The sequence below is a fragment of the Dechloromonas sp. ZS-1 genome (genome assembly GCF_039649255.1).
In the GTDB taxonomy this organism is placed as follows: domain Bacteria; phylum Pseudomonadota; class Gammaproteobacteria; order Burkholderiales; family Rhodocyclaceae; genus Azonexus.
Map to the genome: position 1 here is coordinate 15,837 of NZ_JBDIYD010000019.1, position 14,809 is coordinate 30,645.

Here is a 14,809-nt window from a genome sequence, read left to right on the forward strand (position 1 = left end):
GGAGCGCTCATGTCCTATATCGTCGTGACCGGTGCCGCCGGTTTCATTGGTTCCAACATCGTCAAGGCGCTCAATGAGCGCGGCGTGAAGAACATCATCGCGGTCGACAACCTGACCAAGGCCGACAAGTTCAAGAACCTGATCGATTGCGACATCGCCGATTACGTCGACAAGCAGGATTTCATTGCCCGCATCCAGGCCGGTCATTACGACGGCGAGATCGAGGCCATCCTGCACGAAGGCGCCTGTTCCGACACCATGGAAACCGATGGCCGCTACATGATGGAGAACAACTACCGTTACTCCATGATCCTGCTCGACTGGTGCCAGGACCAGGACGTCCAGTTCCTCTACGCTTCGTCGGCCGCCACCTATGGCGCCAGCAGCGTCTTCAAGGAAGAGCGTCAGTACGAAGGCCCGCTCAACGTCTACGGCTATTCGAAGTTCCTGTTCGACCAGATCGTGCGTCAGCGCCTGGAAAAGAATCCGTCTTCGCAGATCGTCGGTTTCCGCTACTTCAACGTCTATGGCCCGCGCGAGTACCACAAGGGGCGCATGGCCTCGGTGGCCTTCCACAACTTCAACCAGTTCCGTGCCGAAGGCAAGGTGAAGCTGTTCGAAGGCTCGCACGGCTACGAAAACGGCGGCCAGATGCGCGACTTCGTGTTCGTCGGCGATGTGGCCAAGGTCAATCTCTTCTTCCTGGACCATCCGGAAAAGTCGGGGATTTTCAACCTCGGCTCCGGGCGGGCGCAGAGCTTCAACGATGTCGCCGTGGCGGCGGTCAACGGCTGCCGCAAGGCCAAAAACGAGGCGCCGCTCACGCTGGCGGAACTCCGCAGCCAGGGCCTGCTCGAATACACCGCTTTCCCCGAAGCCCTGAAGGGCAAGTACCAGGCCTTCACCCAGGCCGACCTGAGCAACCTGCGCGCAGCCGGTTACGAGGCGCCGATGGCCACGGTCGAGGAGGGCGTTTCCCAATATATCGAGTGGCTGCACAAGCATGTATAAAACCCTGCAGGACTTCGTCGGCAACACCCCGCTCGTGCGCCTGGTGCGCATTCCGGGCGCGGACAACGACGTACGCGGCAATGTCATCCTGGCCAAGCTGGAAGGCAACAATCCGGCCGGTTCGGTCAAGGACCGGCCCGCCCTGTCGATGATCCAGCGCGCCGAGGCGCGCGGCGACATCAAGCCGGGCGACACCCTGATCGAGGCGACCTCCGGTAACACCGGCATCGCACTGGCCATGGCGGCAGCGATCAAGGGCTACCGCATGATTCTCGTGATGCCGGAAAACCAGAGCATCGAACGCCGCCAGAGCATGCGTGCCTACGGCGCCGAGCTGGTCCTGACGCCCAAGGATGGCGGCATGGAACTGGCGCGCGACGTGGCCGAGAAAATGCGCGACGAAGGCAAGGGCATCATCCTCGACCAGTTCGGCAATCCGGATAACCCGATTGCCCACTATGAAGGCACCGGGCCGGAAATCTGGCGCGATACCGACGGGCGCGTGACCCACTTCGTGTCCAGCATGGGGACGACGGGGACCATCATGGGCACCAGCCGTTTCCTGAAGGAAAAAAATCCGGCCATCCAGATCGTCGGTTGTCAGCCGGACGAAGGCAGTCAGATTCCCGGCATCCGCAAATGGCCGGAAGCCTATCTGCCGAAAATCTATGCCCCGACCAACGTTGACCGTATCGAATACGTCAGCCAGGCCGATGCCGAGGCAATGACGCGTCGGCTGGCCACCGAGGAAGGCATCTTTGCCGGTATTTCCTCCGGCGGCGCACTCGCCGTGGCACTGCGCCTGTCGCAGCAGCTGGAAAACGCCACCATCGTCAGCATCATCTGTGACCGGGGCGATCGCTACCTGTCGACCGGGGTGTTTCCGGCATGATGCCCGTCCTGGTATTCGACATCGAGACCATTCCCGATGTCGCCGGCTTCCGCCGTCTGAATGACCTGCCGGCCGAGCTCTCCGATGCCGAGGTCGCGGCGCTCGCCTTCCAGCAGCGTCGGGCCCGGACCGGTAACGACTTCCTGCAGTTGCACCTGCAGCGGGTGGTGACCATCTCCTGCGCCTTGCGCACGATGGACGGGTTCAAGGTCTGGTCGCTCTCCGAGCCCGATCTCGACGAGGGCGCGATCATCCAGCGCTTTTTCGACGGCATCGAGAAATTCACGCCGCAGATCGTGTCGTGGAACGGCGGCGGCTTCGACCTGCCGGTGCTGCATTACCGCGCCATGCTGCATGGCGTCTCGGCGCCGCGTTACTGGGACATGGGCGACGGCAACTATGCCGATTCGCGCGAGTTCAAGTGGAACAACTACATCAGCCGCTATCACACCCGCCATCTCGACCTGATGGACCTGCTGGCCCTCTATAACGGCCGCGCCAACGCGCCGCTCGACGAACTGGCCAAGCTCTTCGGCTTTCCCGGCAAGCTCGGCATGGATGGCGGCAAGGTCTGGGATGCCTGGCAGGACGGCGGAATCGCCGGTATTCGCGATTACTGCGAGACCGATGTCGTCAATACCTATCTCGTCTATAACCGTTTCCGCCGCCTGCGCGGCGAGTTGACGGCTGACGAGGAGCGCAGTGAAACCGAGTTCATCCGGGCCCACCTCGACAAGATCGGCGCACCTCATTGGCAGGAGTTTCTGGCTGCCTGGGGCTGAATGACGCCGTGGTCGGCGCTATAATTACCAGTTCTAACTCAACAACGCAGAGAGATCTAGCAATGGCACTCAACAACGTTCCGTCCGGCAAGTCCCTCCCCGATGATTTCAACGTCATCATCGAGATTTCGGCCCATTCCGATCCGGTCAAGTACGAAGTCGACAAGGAATCCGGCGCGATCTTCGTCGATCGCTTCATGGGTACCGCCATGCACTATCCGTGCAACTACGGCTACATCAACAACACCATCGCCGGTGACGGTGACCCGGTTGACGTGCTCGTCGTCTCCCCGTTCGCCCTGCCGCCGGGCGTCGTCGTCCGTTGCCGCCCGCTGGGCATGCTGGCCATGGAAGACGAAGGTGGTCAGGACGCCAAGCTGCTGGCCGTGCCGGTCGACAAGCTGACCCCGCTGTACAAGGATGCCAAGAGCTTCGAAGACGTGCCGGAAATCCTGCGCAACCAGATCGCTCACTTCTTCGAGCACTACAAGGATCTGGAAAAGGGCAAGTGGGTCAAGGTGCTGGGCTGGCAAGGCATTGAAGAAGCCCGCAAGGAAGTCATGGACGGCGTTGCCCGCTACCAGGCCGAAGCCAAGTAATCTGTCAGGTTGAGCTGTATGCTGCGTATCGCCGTTGCCCAGTTCAACGCCACCGTCGGTGACCTGACGGGCAACGTCGAACGCATCCTGACCTGCGCCGCCGAGGCGAAAGCCCGCGGCGCCCATCTGCTGCTGACGCCGGAACTGGCGCTCTGCGGCTATCCCCCGGAAGACCTGCTGTTGCGCCCCGATTTCTACCGGGCAAGCCAGCGGGCGCTCGATGATCTGGCGGCCCGTGCGCCGCTGCCCGTGATCGTCGGCCACCCGGAAGAACATGAAGGACGCTGCTACAACGCAGCCAGCGTCCTGGAAAATGGGCAAAAAATTGCGGTCTACCGCAAGAATCGCCTGCCCAACTACGATGTGTTTGACGAGCAGCGCTATTTCGCTGCGGGCACCGAGCCCTGCGTCGTGACGCTCAATGGCGTGCGCTGCGGCATCAACATCTGCGCCGACATCTGGGCTGCCGGCGCGGCCGAGTCGGCCCGTGCCGCCGGTGCCGAGGTGCTCCTTGTCCTCAATGCCTCGCCGCTGCATCTCGGCAAAACGCGCGAACGGGTTGATGCCCTCGGGCAGCGTGTCGCGGCCACGGGCATTCCCGCGGTCTATTGCAATCTGGTGGGCGGCCAGGACGAACTGGTTTTCGACGGCGGTTCCTTTGCCCTCGATGCGCGCGGCGAAGTCCGCATGCGTCTGCCGTCCTTCGACGAAGCCGTGGGCATCGTCGAACTGGGCGAAGCCGGGACGCTCTATTCGAGCGATCTGGCCGAGCCGCTGCTGACCGAAGCCGAAGCCTATCGTGCCCTGGTGGTTGGTGTGCGCGATTACATCGGCAAGAGCGGCTTCAAGGGCGCGCTGATCGGCCTTTCCGGCGGCATCGATTCGGCCCTGACGCTCTGCGTCGCCGTCGATGCGCTCGGCGCCGACAAGGTGCATGCGGTGATGATGCCGTCGCCCTACACCGCCCAGATGAGTCTGGACGACTCGCGCGAGATGATCCGCCAGTTGGGCTGCACCTACGACGAAATCGCCATTGCCCCGGCGATGGCCACCTACGACACCATGCTGGCGCCGCTGTTCGCCGGCCTGCCCAGCGACACCACGGAAGAGAACATCCAGGCCCGCATCCGCGGCAATATCCTGATGGCGCTCTCCAACAAGACCGGCAAGCTGGTCCTGACCACCGGCAACAAGTCCGAAATGGCCGTTGGCTACTGCACGCTGTACGGCGACATGGCCGGCGGCTTCGCGGTGATCAAGGATGTCTACAAGACCCTGGTCTATCGCCTGTCGCGCTACCGCAACAGCCTCTGCGCCGGCGACCCGGTGATCCCGGAGAACATCATCGTGCGGCCGCCCTCGGCCGAACTGAAGCCGGACCAGAAGGATCAGGATTCGCTGCCCGAATACGAGGTGCTCGACGCCATCGTCAAGGCCTACATGGAAGAAGACCGCAGCCCGCGCGAGATCATCGCAGCCGGCTTGCCCGAGGCCGATGTACGCCGTGTCGTGCGCCTGTTGCGCATTGCCGAATACAAGCGCCGTCAGGCGCCGGTGGGCATCCGCATCACACCGCGTGGTTTCGGCAAGGATTGGCGCTATCCTATTACCAACCGCTATGCGGACGAATACTGAATTTGTTTTGAGAGGATCGGGAACATGAAAAAAATCGAAGCAGTCATCAAGCCGTTCAAGCTGGACGAAGTCCGCGAGGCCCTGTCGGAAGTCGGCATCACCGGCCTGACCGTCACCGAAGTGAAGGGCTTTGGTCGCCAGAAGGGCCACACCGAGCTGTATCGCGGTGCCGAATACGTGGTCGATTTCCTGCCCAAGGTGAAAATCGAGATCGTTGTGACCGCCGCTCAGGTGGACGGCGCCATCGAGGCGATCATCAAGGCGGCCCGCACCGGCAAGATCGGTGACGGCAAGATTTTCGTCACCTCGGTCGAGCAGGTTGTCCGTATCCGCACCGGCGAAACGGACGAATCCGCCATCTAAGCAAGCAACCTGGGCCTTGGGCGACGGTCGACCGTCGTCGAGCGCTCAAAACCGGATGGGGCAGGGCAGGCGCAAATGCGCAAGGGCTGGCTCAAACCGGTGATCAAGCGGGGTCGTTTAAACGGCCCCGTTTTTTTTCGCCGCGTGCAGCAGCACGATCAGCGCCCCTTCGCCGCCATCCTGCGGCTTGGCCTGGCAATAGGCGAGCACTTCGATGCGCTGGGCCAGCCAGCCGCGCACCAGTTGGCGCAGCACGGACAGCTTTTGCGGCGAGCCATGGCCCTTGCCGTGAATGACGCGCACGCAGCGTTTGCCCTGGTGCAGGCAGTCGGCCAGAAAGTGCGACATCTGGCGCCGGGCCTCGTCGCGGTTCAGGCCGTGCAGATCGAGTTCTCCCTGGATCACCCAGCGCCCGCGGCGCAGGTCGCGCAGGACCGTGCTGGCGACGCCAAAGCGCAGGTACTGGGGTTCGTCGCCGCCTTCCAGTCGATCCTGGAGGGCAATCGGGCCGTGCAGGCTCTCGTGCAGGGCCGCCTGCTCGTCGGCCTGGGATTGCCGGGGCTTGGGGGGCGGGCGGCGGGGTTCGATGTGGGCGAGGTTGCGGTCCGGCAGCGGCGCCACGCCGCGCAAGGCAGCGAAGAGGGCGGCTTCTTCCGGATTGGCCGGGGGGCGGCGCACGGCAGGCTCGGCGTTGTGCCAGTGGGCGGGCAAGGCATCGCTTTGGCGTGCCTTGCGTGGCCGGTCTTCAGGTTTGTCCGGTCGCGGTGCGCGCAGACGCTGTGCCTTGGGGCGCGGCAGCTGGATGCGGTTGGACGGCGGTAGCGGTTCGACATCCGCTACCGCCTGACGGAAGGTGTTGAGGTCTTCCGGGTCGATCAAGATGCTCAGGCGTGGCCGAGGTTGTCCAGATAGCGCTCGGCATCCAGTGCGGCCATGCAACCCGTCGCAGCCGAGGTGCAGGCCTGCTTGTAGATCTGGTCTTGCACGTCGCCGGCGGCAAAGACGCCGGGGATGCTGGTTTGCGTGGCGTTGCCCTGACGGCCGGCCTGGGTGACCAGGTAGCCGTTTTCCATCTCGAGCTGGCCGGCGAAGATGTCGGTGTTCGGCTTGTGGCCGATGGCGATGAAGACGCCATGCACGTCGACCTTGCGAATTTCGCCGGTTTGCGTGCTCTTGACGTTCAGGCCGGTGACACCGGAGTCGTCGCCCAGCACTTCGTCGAGGGTGCTGTTCCAGAGAATGGTGACCTTGCCTTCCTTTTCCTTCTGGAAGAGCTTGTCCTGCATGATCTTCTCGGCCTTGAACTTGTCGCGGCGGTGGATCAGGGTGACGTGGCTGGCGATGTTGGCCAGATACAGGGCTTCTTCAACGGCGGTGTTGCCGCCGCCGACCACGGCGACCGGCTTGTTGCGGTAGAAGAAACCGTCGCAGGTCGCGCAGGCCGAGACGCCCTTGCCCTGGAAGGCTTCTTCGGACGGCAGGCCGAGATACATGGCGGAAGCGCCGGTGGCGATGATCAGCGCGTCGCAGGTGTAGGTGCCGGCATCGCCGATCAGCGTGAACGGCTTTTGCGTCAGCTGGGTGGTGTGGATGTGGTCGAAGATGATTTCGGTCTCGAAGCGCGTGGCATGCTGCTCGAAACGCTGCATCAGTTCCGGACCTTGCACGCCGTTGGCGTCGGCCGGCCAGTTATCGACTTCGGTGGTGGTCATCAATTGACCGCCTTGCGCCATGCCGGTGATCAGAACGGGCTTCAGGTTGGCGCGGGCGGCATAGACGGCCGCCGTGTAGCCGGCGGGGCCGGAGCCGAGAATGATGAGCGGAGTATGGCGGGCAGCTTGGGACATGATGATCCTCTTCAGGTTGTCGAACTGAAAATTATAGCGCCGCCTGCGTTTTGGCCCTAAATCGGGTGTCGACCGCAGGGCGGCAAAGTAGCGGGCGTGACTGAGAGTACGGCTTTTGTCCCAAGTTCCCGTCGCTGCGTGAAAGCGGTTTATAATCGTTCCGTAACGCTATGAACGGAAATGAATTTATGTGGTTGGAGCATGCCATCTGTGACCCAGGTTTCGGGGCCCTTTCCATGACGGGCGAGGTGGGCTGACATGGCACGGCGTTCGCTGGATCGCGGCAGCAGTCCCCTGCCGGAAAAAATTGGCGGCCTGCTTCAGGAAACCCGCTGGCTGGCCTTGGGCGCGCTTGCGCTGTTTCTCGGCATGGCGCTCTGGGGCTTCAACCGCGCCGATCCGGGTTGGTCGCATGCGGCCAGCTCGCCGGTCGTGCATAACCCGGCAGGGCGTGCCGGTGCCTGGCTGGCCGACCTGCTGCTCTACCTGTTCGGCCTCTCCGCCTGGTGGTGGATCGCGCTGTTTGCCGTCTTTGTTTTCTGGGGCGTGCGGCGTTTGCGGGACGAGGTGGGTGACTATGAGCCGCATCCGCTCTATCTGGCGCTCTTTGGCTTCACCTTTCTGATTGTGGCCAGTGCCTCGCTCGAGGCGCTGCGGTTTTATTCCCTCAAGGCCGAATTGCCGCTCGGGCCGGGCGGTGTGCTGGGCATTGAACTGAGCCGCGTGCTGGGCACGCACCTGGGCTATACCGGTGCGACCGTCCTGTTGCTCGCCCTGATTGCCTTCAGCTGGAGCCTCTTCACCGGCATGTCCTGGCTGTGGGCTTTCGAGCAGACCGGCTTCATCCTGGAGCGCTTTGTCGGCTTTTTCTACGGCCGTGTCGATACCTGGCGCGATCGCCAGATCGGCAAGGAAATCGCGCAGCAGCGCGAGATCGTCGTCGAGGAAGAAAAGCGCCGGGTCGAACTGCACGAGCCGATCATCATCGAGCCGCCTGCGCCGCCCGAAGTGCCGGTCTCCAAAAAGGCCGAAAAACGTGTCGAGCGCGAAAAGCAGGCCATGCTCTTTCCGGATGCCATCGTCGGCGGCAAGCTGCCGCCGCTGCATCTGCTCGACCCGGCGCCGCCGGTCACCGAGACGGTCAGCCCGGAAACCCTGGAATACACGTCGCGCCTGATCGAGCGCAAGCTGGCCGATTTTGGCGTGCAGGTGAAAGTGCTGGCCGCGATGCCGGGGCCGGTCATCACCCGTTACGAGATCGAGCCGGCCGTCGGGGTGAAGGGCGCCCAGATCGTCAATCTGGCGCGCGACCTGGCGCGGGCGCTGGCCATGGTGTCGATCCGCGTGGTCGAGACGGTGCCGGGCAAATCCTGCATGGCGCTGGAGTTGCCGAATCCCAAGCGCCAGATGGTCAAGCTCTCCGAAATCATTGCGAGCCAGCCGTACAACGACATGAGCAGCCCGCTCACCGTCTGCCTCGGCAAGGACATCGGCGGCCTGCCGGTGGTCGCCGATCTGGCCAAGACACCGCATTTGCTGGTGGCGGGGACGACGGGCTCGGGCAAGTCGGTCGGGGTCAATGCGATGATCCTCTCCATGCTCTACAAATCCGAGCCGGAACACGTCCGCCTCATCATGGTCGACCCCAAGATGCTCGAACTGTCGATCTACGAGGGCATTCCGCACCTGCTGGCGCCGGTCGTCACCGACATGAAGCAGGCCGCCAACGCGCTGCACTGGTGCGTGACCGAGATGGAAAAGCGCTACAAGCTGATGTCGGCCATGGGCGTGCGCAACATCGCCGGTCTCAACACCAAGATCAAAGAGGCCGAGAAGAAGGGCGAGCACATCCCGAATCCGCTCACGCTGACGCCGGAAACGCCGGAGCCCCTGAAGCACATGCCGTACATCGTGGTCATCATCGACGAACTGGCCGACCTGATGATGGTGGTCGGCAAGAAGGTCGAGGAGCAGATCGCCCGTCTGGCCCAGAAGGCGCGTGCCGCCGGCATCCATCTCGTGCTGGCCACGCAGCGTCCGTCGGTCGATGTGATCACCGGCCTGATCAAGGCCAACATCCCGACCCGGATCGCCTTCCAGGTCTCCAGCAAGATCGATTCGCGCACCATCCTCGACCAGATGGGGGCCGAGGCCCTGCTCGGTCAGGGCGACATGCTCTACCTCGCGCCGGGCACCGGCTATCCGACCCGTGTGCATGGCGCCTTTGTCTCCGATGACGAAGTGCATCGCGTGGTCGAACACCTGAAGACCACGGGCGCACCGGAGTACGTCGAAGACATCCTCAACGGCGCCGGCGGCGACGAAGAGGGCATGTCGGCAGAAGGCGGTGAGGGCGGGAGCGATGCCGAATCCGATCCGCTCTACGATCAGGCGGTGGAGGTCGTGCTCAAGAACCAGCGCGCGTCGATTTCGCTCGTGCAGCGTCACCTGCGCATCGGCTACAACCGCTCGGCCCGCCTCATCGAGGCCATGGAAGCAGCCGGTCTGGTTTCTGCCATGGATGCGCGCGGTGCGCGCGATGTACTCATGAAGCCGTCCCCGGAATAATCCCGCTTCAATCGGACACTTTTGCTTACACGCTGACACAGCGCGCCGCCGGTCGGCGCGCTATGCTTCCTGCCATGAAAATCCGCTCAAAAATCCTGTCGACCGTCGCCCTCGTGGCCGCCACCCTGTGTCTGCCGTTGGCGGCGCAGGCGGGGGCCATCGAGCAGTTGCACGATTTCCTGAAAACCACGCGCACGCTGAAGGCCGATTTTTCGCAGAGCGTGCTCGGGAAAAATGGCCGCAAGCCGCAGCTCTCGAGCGGCAGCGTGGCCATCTCCCGGCCCGGCAAGCTGCGCTGGGAAATTGCACAGCCCTATCCGCAGCTGGTGGTGGGCGATGGCGAAAAAATCTGGATTCACGATCCGGAACTGCAGCAAGTGACGGTACGCAAGGCCGGGCAGGCCATCAGCGGTTCGCCGGCTGCCCTGCTGGCGGGCAATAATGAACTGGAGCGCAATTTCACGCTGCGCGATACCGGCGATCAGGACGGCCTGGCCTGGGTGGAAGCCACCCCGAAAGCCGCCGAAAGCGGCTTCGAGAAAGTCCGCCTCGGCTTTGCCGGGAGCGACCTGAAAGCCATGGACCTGTTTGACAGCTTTGGCCAGACCACGCAAATCCGCTTTTCGCGGATCGAAAAGAACCCGGCCCTGCCGGCGAGTACCTTCAGCTTCAAGCCGCCCGCCGGGGCGGATGTGATCGGTCAGTAAGCGCCGCGCCGCACCATGTAGCGTCCACCGCCGGGGTAGGTGGCAAGGGCGGCTTGGGCGTCGGCGGTCAACACGGAAAAATCGGCAAAATCCAGTTTCTCCCAGAACGGTCCGGCTGCCTGTACGCAGACCAGGGCCGCCTGTTGCAGCCCCCGGCGCGCAGCCTCCTGCAAGGCATGATTGACCAGACGGACACCCGCGCCGCTGCCCCGCCAGCGCGGCGAAACCGCCAGATCATGCACATAGAGGCAGTCTGCATCGGCGGCCGGGGAAAAGTCCGCGCCCAGCGGCGTCACCTTGCCGATCCGCGACGGATAGGTCATCAGATATGCCCCCACCTCTCCCGCTTCTTCCGCCACCCAGGCAAAGGCCGGCGCGCTCGCCAGACGCGCCAGCATGACCTCGCCCGGCTCATTCATGGCCGGGATGTAGCACTCGGCTTGTACCGCCAGTACAGCGGACAGATCGGCGGGGAGACAGGGGCGAATGAGGCAGGGCATGACGGTGGACCGGGCGAGCAGGGGGTAAGGGAGGCAGGATGCAGCGGGCAGTGGGGGCGTGATGCTGATTTTCTCAACCGGCGCCACCGCCCCAGAAGTACCAGAGCAGGGAGGCGGCGAGCACGCACCAGAGTGTCAGAATGAAGGCTGCAGCGATCCAGCTGCGCGGGCGTTCGAGCAGCGCCTGGGCGCGGCTGCGGGCATCGGCCAGCACGGGCGGCGGCAGCAGGCGGAGTACCAGCCAGAGCCCCAGCGGGACGAGCAGCAGGTCATCGAGATAGCCGAGTACCGGGATGAAATCCGGAATCAGGTCGATTGGGCTCAGTGCATAGGCGGCCACGGCCAGCGCCAGCAGTCGCACCGCCCATGGCGTGCGTGGATCGCGGGCGGCAAAGTAAATGCTCAGGATGTCGGTGCGCAGGCGCTTGGCCCAGGGGCGGAGCTTCTGAAGCAGGGACAACATGCGGTGGCAGGCTCAGGCGGATGAACGAGGCGTCAGGATAGCCCAGGCGTGCTCAGTTGGCCCAGTAATAGCGAATCAGGGCGAGGGCCAGGGCAAAGAGGTACCCATAGGCAAAGCGGTCCCAACGCAGCAGCAACAAGCTTTGCTGCGCCCGCCACGCACCGAGCGCACTCATCATCAGACCAACCAATAGCGGCGTCAGGATCAGGTTGGCAATACGAAACGGCGGGGCCACCAGATGATCGGGAAACACGCCCAGACTGAGCACGCCCGCCACTGCGCCCAAAACCGCATAACCCAGCGCGCTTAAATAAGGATGGCGTTTTTTGCGGAAAGGCTCGCCCAGCGCCCGGAGCCCCAGTTCTCCCAACATCTCGATGACGATTTGAAGCAGCAGTTCGCCGATCAGTTCGAAGAGGAACTCAAACATGGAGTATTCCGATGGCGGTGCGGCGGAGGGGGATCATGTGTGCCAGACGGCGCTTGAGGGCTGTACCGACACAATCAGCAACTCGACGGCTCAGGCTGCCGGTGTCGCCGTCAAGGCCGCAAGCAGGTAGTGGCGTACCTGCTTGGCCTCAATGTCGGCCAGGGTGCGGAGTTTGATGTGCCGCCGGAACTTGCCGTTGCCCTCCAGCACTCCATACTGATCGGCCAGGCTGGCGCCGCTGCCGAACTCCAGGGAAACATGCCGGGCATAGGCAAACACGCCACAAAATGCCTCGCCCGCAGCAAACAGGATGCCGCCGTATTTCACGTTTTCGCTGATCCCCGGGGCGAGCCCCAGAATCAGCTCGCGCAGGGCCTGCACCAAAGCGTGATGGTCGCCATTGAGCAGGCGGAGATCGGCCAGATGCTGCTGGATGCGGTCGTCGGTCATGGGCTCGGCAGGCGGGTGCGGAAAAGCGGTCAGTATGACATATGGCATCGCTCGGCGTGCCGTGCGCCAACGGTCAACCGGTGTCGAAGCCCCAAAAAGCAGGGCGCCGATCCGAGCCTGGGTGGCTCGACGGCGCCCGGAGTGGGGTGCGGCGGGCGCTCAGCGCATCAGCCGACCGCTGCTGCCGACCACGGTGACTTCGACAAAGCTGGAGCCCAGACGATTGCGGCTGTAATCCACGACAAAACCGCCGAGGTCGAATTTATTCAGGCTGGCCAGCGCGGTCGTCAGCTTGTCGCGTGTCGGATTCGGCCCGGCGCGGCGCAGGGCTTCGCTCATCACGCGGGCGGCGATAAAGCCCTCCATGGCCGTGTAAGTCGGGCCGCTTTTGGGCGCGAATTCGGTCGGCAGGGCAAGAAAATCACGCACGATGCCGGTGACGCCGCTCCACGGATACGGCACCACCTGGGCAATGGCAATCCCGGCAGCGCCTTGTCCGATTTCAGCCTGCAGGGCCTTGTAGCCGACCACGGAAAGCGCAAAGAACTGCGTCTGCTTGCCCGCTGCCTTCATCTCCCGGAAAAAAGCCGCCGTCGGTTTGTAGGTGCTGATCATCACCACGCTTTGCGGATCGGCGGCGCTGATTGATTTAACCGCATCGCGCACGTCGTTCTTCGCTTTGTCGAACGCGCCGGTGGCCACCACCTTGAGATTGCGCCGGGCCAGCGCCTTTTCCACCCCGGCCAGACCGGATTTGCCGAAGGCGTCATCCTGATAAAACACGGCAATACGCGTGATGCCCAGCGTGGTCAGCTGATCGACGATTTTTTCCGTCTCATCGCCATAACTGGCGCGCAACCAGAAGGTGCTGGCCGATTTTTGCGCCCGCAGCTCGTCCGAGCCCGTGTAAGGCGCCAGCGACGGGATGGCCTTCTCGTCGATCAGCGGCAGCACCGCGCCATAGTTGGCCGAACCAAACATGCCGATCAAGCCCAGCAACTCCGGGTTCTCCAGCAGCTTGCGCGTGTTTTCAACGCTGCGCTCCACGACATAGCCGTCGTCCAGCGTCGTCAGTTCGACCTTGCGCCCATGAATGCCACCCTTTGCGTTCAACTGCTTGAAGTGCGCCAGCATGCCGTCCCGGTATTCCGTCCCCAGCTCCGCCAGCGTCCCGGTGAGCGGCAAGGACTGCCCCAACCGGATCACCGCGCCCTGTGCCTGCACCCCCAAGGCCACCCAATACAACAGGGCCACGCCCACCCACCGCCAAACCTCGCGCATCGCACCGCTCCAGAAGATGATTGTCTGCCCGGCAGTGTAGAGGGGGCGGGAGGCGGGGAGTGTCGTCTGGCCGACAATTGGGAGCAGGGGCTCAGACGAGGCAGCGCATTGTCTCTAGCGTGCTAGCTCAGCCTACGGCAAAAAGCGCAGCTTTTTGATGGTCCGGTGGATTGGGATGTTAGGCATTGGTTTTCCTCAGTAGGGCGATCACGCCGAGGATAAAACCTAGGCCAAGAAGTACTGCCCAGAACCACTCCCAGAAAGCCCAGTGGCCGGCCCAATTTAACTCGGTGATTTCGCGCAGTACCTTGCCAATAAAGCGAGCTGCCGACTCCCCTAGTTCAATGGGTAATTCGCCTTTGCTGACAGAGAAACTGGGTTGCTCAATCAACATGTTGTTCAACTGGTTTCAAGCGCATGGCAAGAAGGAGCATGATCGTAAGGCCGGGGAGGCTTGCGAAAGAACCAACCCATGGACGGATGGCAAGAGTGAGCAAAACGGCTGGGGCAAAACAGATAGCCATAACTGCCCAAGAAAACACGATTTTCACGCTTTTCCCGCAGTGAGGACAGGATTTAACCCTGCCGAAGCGATTGATAGCACGAGAGAAGATGCTAATAGTTACGTTGCAATGTGGGCACTTCATTCTTGCTGCCTAACGTTGAAAATCACCGGACCTCAGGTAAGCGCAGCTTGCCTGAGGTCCGGTGGATTGGAGTGTTAGCCAACATTCACCTCCTTTTTGTTGATCGCCCAAATCGCCCAGCCAATGACTAGGTAGTCGCCTATATTGCTGACCAAGAAGATGGGTGCGAAATGCCTCGCAATTGATACCAAGCAAAACAGCACTGCCGCGATCAATGCGATGCGAGTTTTTTCCGGCTTTATGAAGAACACTGCGAAAAGTGCAAATGCAATAACTGCATACTGACCAAGAAAAACCTCTTTGCGAGCTTGGGTCCGAAAGTAGGCTTACAGTACCTTTGAATAATCATCAATCGAGAACGAAAAACCAGTCATTGCCATCAAGCGCAAAGCCGCAGCAGTGACGAGTAGAAGCACTACAAGAGGTAAAAGGCGGGAGGAGTTCATGTGGTGGCTAACGTAGAGGTGACCGGCGCTGCGCGGCTTCATCGCGTAGCGTCCAGTGACCGAAGGGAACGGGGGCGAAAGCCGTGTATCCTGGGCTCGCGCCGTCTACACGGGCGAACAGGGTGGCTTCGGAAGTACTTGTCATACGGTGAAAAATGACATGTTGTTTTATGTGCGGTCAATTGCGA

General features: G+C 62.5%; 16 protein-coding genes. 8 read left to right on the forward strand and 8 right to left on the reverse strand.

The genetic code is table 11. From position 1 onward, the window contains the following. Positions 1–9 precede the first annotated feature (9 nt). The 6 genes from rfaD (at position 10) to AACO21_RS15700 (ending at position 5,282) form a co-directional block, all read left to right on the forward strand. On the forward strand, positions 10–1,011 hold the full coding sequence (gene rfaD / locus AACO21_RS15675) for an ADP-glyceromanno-heptose 6-epimerase (protein ID WP_346193465.1): 1,002 nt from the start codon (positions 10–12) through the stop codon (positions 1,009–1,011). Next, on the forward strand, positions 1,004–1,903 hold the full coding sequence (gene cysM / locus AACO21_RS15680) for a cysteine synthase CysM (protein ID WP_346193466.1): 900 nt from the start codon (positions 1,004–1,006) through the stop codon (positions 1,901–1,903). The genes rfaD and cysM overlap by 8 nt, the downstream gene beginning before the upstream one ends. After that, on the forward strand, positions 1,900–2,685 hold the full coding sequence (locus AACO21_RS15685) for a 3'-5' exonuclease (protein WP_346193467.1): 786 nt from the start codon (positions 1,900–1,902) through the stop codon (positions 2,683–2,685). The genes cysM and AACO21_RS15685 overlap by 4 nt, the downstream gene beginning before the upstream one ends. A 62-nt stretch (positions 2,686–2,747) precedes the next feature. Further along, positions 2,748–3,284: an inorganic diphosphatase gene (gene ppa, locus AACO21_RS15690; RefSeq protein WP_346193468.1), complete on the forward strand. Its 537-nt coding sequence runs from the start codon at positions 2,748–2,750 to the stop codon at positions 3,282–3,284. Between the two features lie 18 nt (positions 3,285–3,302). Continuing rightward, positions 3,303–4,919, forward strand: a complete 1,617-nt coding sequence (locus AACO21_RS15695) for an NAD+ synthase (protein ID WP_346193469.1) — start codon at positions 3,303–3,305, stop codon at positions 4,917–4,919. A 24-nt stretch (positions 4,920–4,943) separates the two neighbouring features. Continuing rightward, positions 4,944–5,282: a P-II family nitrogen regulator gene (locus AACO21_RS15700; RefSeq protein WP_346193470.1), complete on the forward strand. Its 339-nt coding sequence runs from the start codon at positions 4,944–4,946 to the stop codon at positions 5,280–5,282. A 117-nt stretch (positions 5,283–5,399) separates the two neighbouring features. Here AACO21_RS15700 and AACO21_RS15705 read toward each other — a convergent pair whose 3' ends face one another. Both AACO21_RS15705 and trxB read right to left on the reverse strand, forming a co-directional pair. Then, positions 5,400–6,161, reverse strand: coding sequence for a Smr/MutS family protein (locus AACO21_RS15705; protein WP_346193471.1), 762 nt, complete (start codon positions 6,159–6,161; stop codon positions 5,400–5,402). A gap of 5 nt (positions 6,162–6,166) precedes the next feature. Further along, positions 6,167–7,129: a thioredoxin-disulfide reductase gene (trxB, locus tag AACO21_RS15710; protein WP_346193472.1), complete on the reverse strand. Its 963-nt coding sequence runs from the start codon at positions 7,127–7,129 to the stop codon at positions 6,167–6,169. A gap of 258 nt (positions 7,130–7,387) precedes the next feature. Between trxB and AACO21_RS15715 the strand changes: the two genes are divergently transcribed. Both AACO21_RS15715 and lolA read left to right on the forward strand, forming a co-directional pair. Further along, entirely contained in the window at positions 7,388–9,697 is a 2,310-nt protein-coding gene (locus AACO21_RS15715; protein ID WP_346193473.1) for a DNA translocase FtsK 4TM domain-containing protein, read from the forward strand. A gap of 74 nt (positions 9,698–9,771) precedes the next feature. Further along, the gene (gene lolA / locus AACO21_RS15720) at positions 9,772–10,404 is read left to right on the forward strand and encodes an outer membrane lipoprotein chaperone LolA (RefSeq protein ID WP_346193474.1); all 633 of its coding nucleotides are present in this window, start codon (positions 9,772–9,774) and stop codon (positions 10,402–10,404) included. Here lolA and AACO21_RS15725 read toward each other — a convergent pair. From AACO21_RS15725 to AACO21_RS15750, 6 genes are all read right to left on the reverse strand, one after another. Then, the gene (locus tag AACO21_RS15725; RefSeq protein WP_346193475.1) at positions 10,398–10,904 is read right to left on the reverse strand and encodes a GNAT family N-acetyltransferase; all 507 of its coding nucleotides are present in this window, start codon (positions 10,902–10,904) and stop codon (positions 10,398–10,400) included. The two genes, lolA and AACO21_RS15725, sit on opposite strands and share 7 nt — an antisense overlap. 73 nt (positions 10,905–10,977) lie before the next feature. After that, positions 10,978–11,367: a DUF1232 domain-containing protein gene (locus tag AACO21_RS15730; RefSeq protein WP_346193476.1), complete on the reverse strand. Its 390-nt coding sequence runs from the start codon at positions 11,365–11,367 to the stop codon at positions 10,978–10,980. 52 nt (positions 11,368–11,419) lie between these two features. Next, entirely contained in the window at positions 11,420–11,797 is a 378-nt protein-coding gene (locus tag AACO21_RS15735) for a hypothetical protein (protein ID WP_346193477.1), read from the reverse strand. 90 nt (positions 11,798–11,887) lie between these two features. Beyond that, complete coding sequence (locus AACO21_RS15740; RefSeq protein ID WP_346193478.1) at positions 11,888–12,247, reverse strand: DUF1801 domain-containing protein; 360 nt, start codon at positions 12,245–12,247, stop codon at positions 11,888–11,890. A 159-nt stretch (positions 12,248–12,406) separates the two neighbouring features. Next, a complete protein-coding gene (locus tag AACO21_RS15745) occupies positions 12,407–13,528 on the reverse strand; it encodes an ABC transporter substrate-binding protein (protein WP_346193479.1) in 1,122 nt (373 codons plus the stop codon). A 178-nt stretch (positions 13,529–13,706) separates the two neighbouring features. Next, positions 13,707–13,922, reverse strand: a complete 216-nt coding sequence (locus tag AACO21_RS15750) for a hypothetical protein (RefSeq protein ID WP_346193480.1) — start codon at positions 13,920–13,922, stop codon at positions 13,707–13,709. Positions 13,923–14,809 lie beyond the last annotated feature (887 nt).

Bases quoted from the DNA above. Each gene is read 5' to 3' on its own strand.
- rfaD (WP_346193465.1), top strand. From the start codon at position 10: ATGTCCTATATCGTCGTGACCGGTGCCGCCGGTTTCATTGGTTCCAAC.
- cysM (WP_346193466.1), top strand. From the start codon at position 1,004: ATGTATAAAACCCTGCAGGACTTCGTCGGCAACACCCCGCTCGTGCGC.
- AACO21_RS15685 (WP_346193467.1), top strand. From the start codon at position 1,900: ATGATGCCCGTCCTGGTATTCGACATCGAGACCATTCCCGATGTCGCC.
- ppa (WP_346193468.1), top strand. From the start codon at position 2,748: ATGGCACTCAACAACGTTCCGTCCGGCAAGTCCCTCCCCGATGATTTC.
- AACO21_RS15695 (WP_346193469.1), top strand. From the start codon at position 3,303: ATGCTGCGTATCGCCGTTGCCCAGTTCAACGCCACCGTCGGTGACCTG.
- AACO21_RS15700 (WP_346193470.1), top strand. From the start codon at position 4,944: ATGAAAAAAATCGAAGCAGTCATCAAGCCGTTCAAGCTGGACGAAGTC.
- trxB (WP_346193472.1), bottom strand. From the start codon at position 7,129: ATGTCCCAAGCTGCCCGCCATACTCCGCTCATCATTCTCGGCTCCGGC.
- AACO21_RS15715 (WP_346193473.1), top strand. From the start codon at position 7,388: ATGGCACGGCGTTCGCTGGATCGCGGCAGCAGTCCCCTGCCGGAAAAA.
- lolA (WP_346193474.1), top strand. From the start codon at position 9,772: ATGAAAATCCGCTCAAAAATCCTGTCGACCGTCGCCCTCGTGGCCGCC.
- AACO21_RS15725 (WP_346193475.1), bottom strand. From the start codon at position 10,904: ATGCCCTGCCTCATTCGCCCCTGTCTCCCCGCCGATCTGTCCGCTGTA.
- AACO21_RS15730 (WP_346193476.1), bottom strand. From the start codon at position 11,367: ATGTTGTCCCTGCTTCAGAAGCTCCGCCCCTGGGCCAAGCGCCTGCGC.
- AACO21_RS15735 (WP_346193477.1), bottom strand. From the start codon at position 11,797: ATGTTTGAGTTCCTCTTCGAACTGATCGGCGAACTGCTGCTTCAAATC.
- AACO21_RS15740 (WP_346193478.1), bottom strand. From the start codon at position 12,247: ATGACCGACGACCGCATCCAGCAGCATCTGGCCGATCTCCGCCTGCTC.
- AACO21_RS15745 (WP_346193479.1), bottom strand. From the start codon at position 13,528: ATGCGCGAGGTTTGGCGGTGGGTGGGCGTGGCCCTGTTGTATTGGGTG.
- AACO21_RS15750 (WP_346193480.1), bottom strand. From the start codon at position 13,922: ATGTTGATTGAGCAACCCAGTTTCTCTGTCAGCAAAGGCGAATTACCC.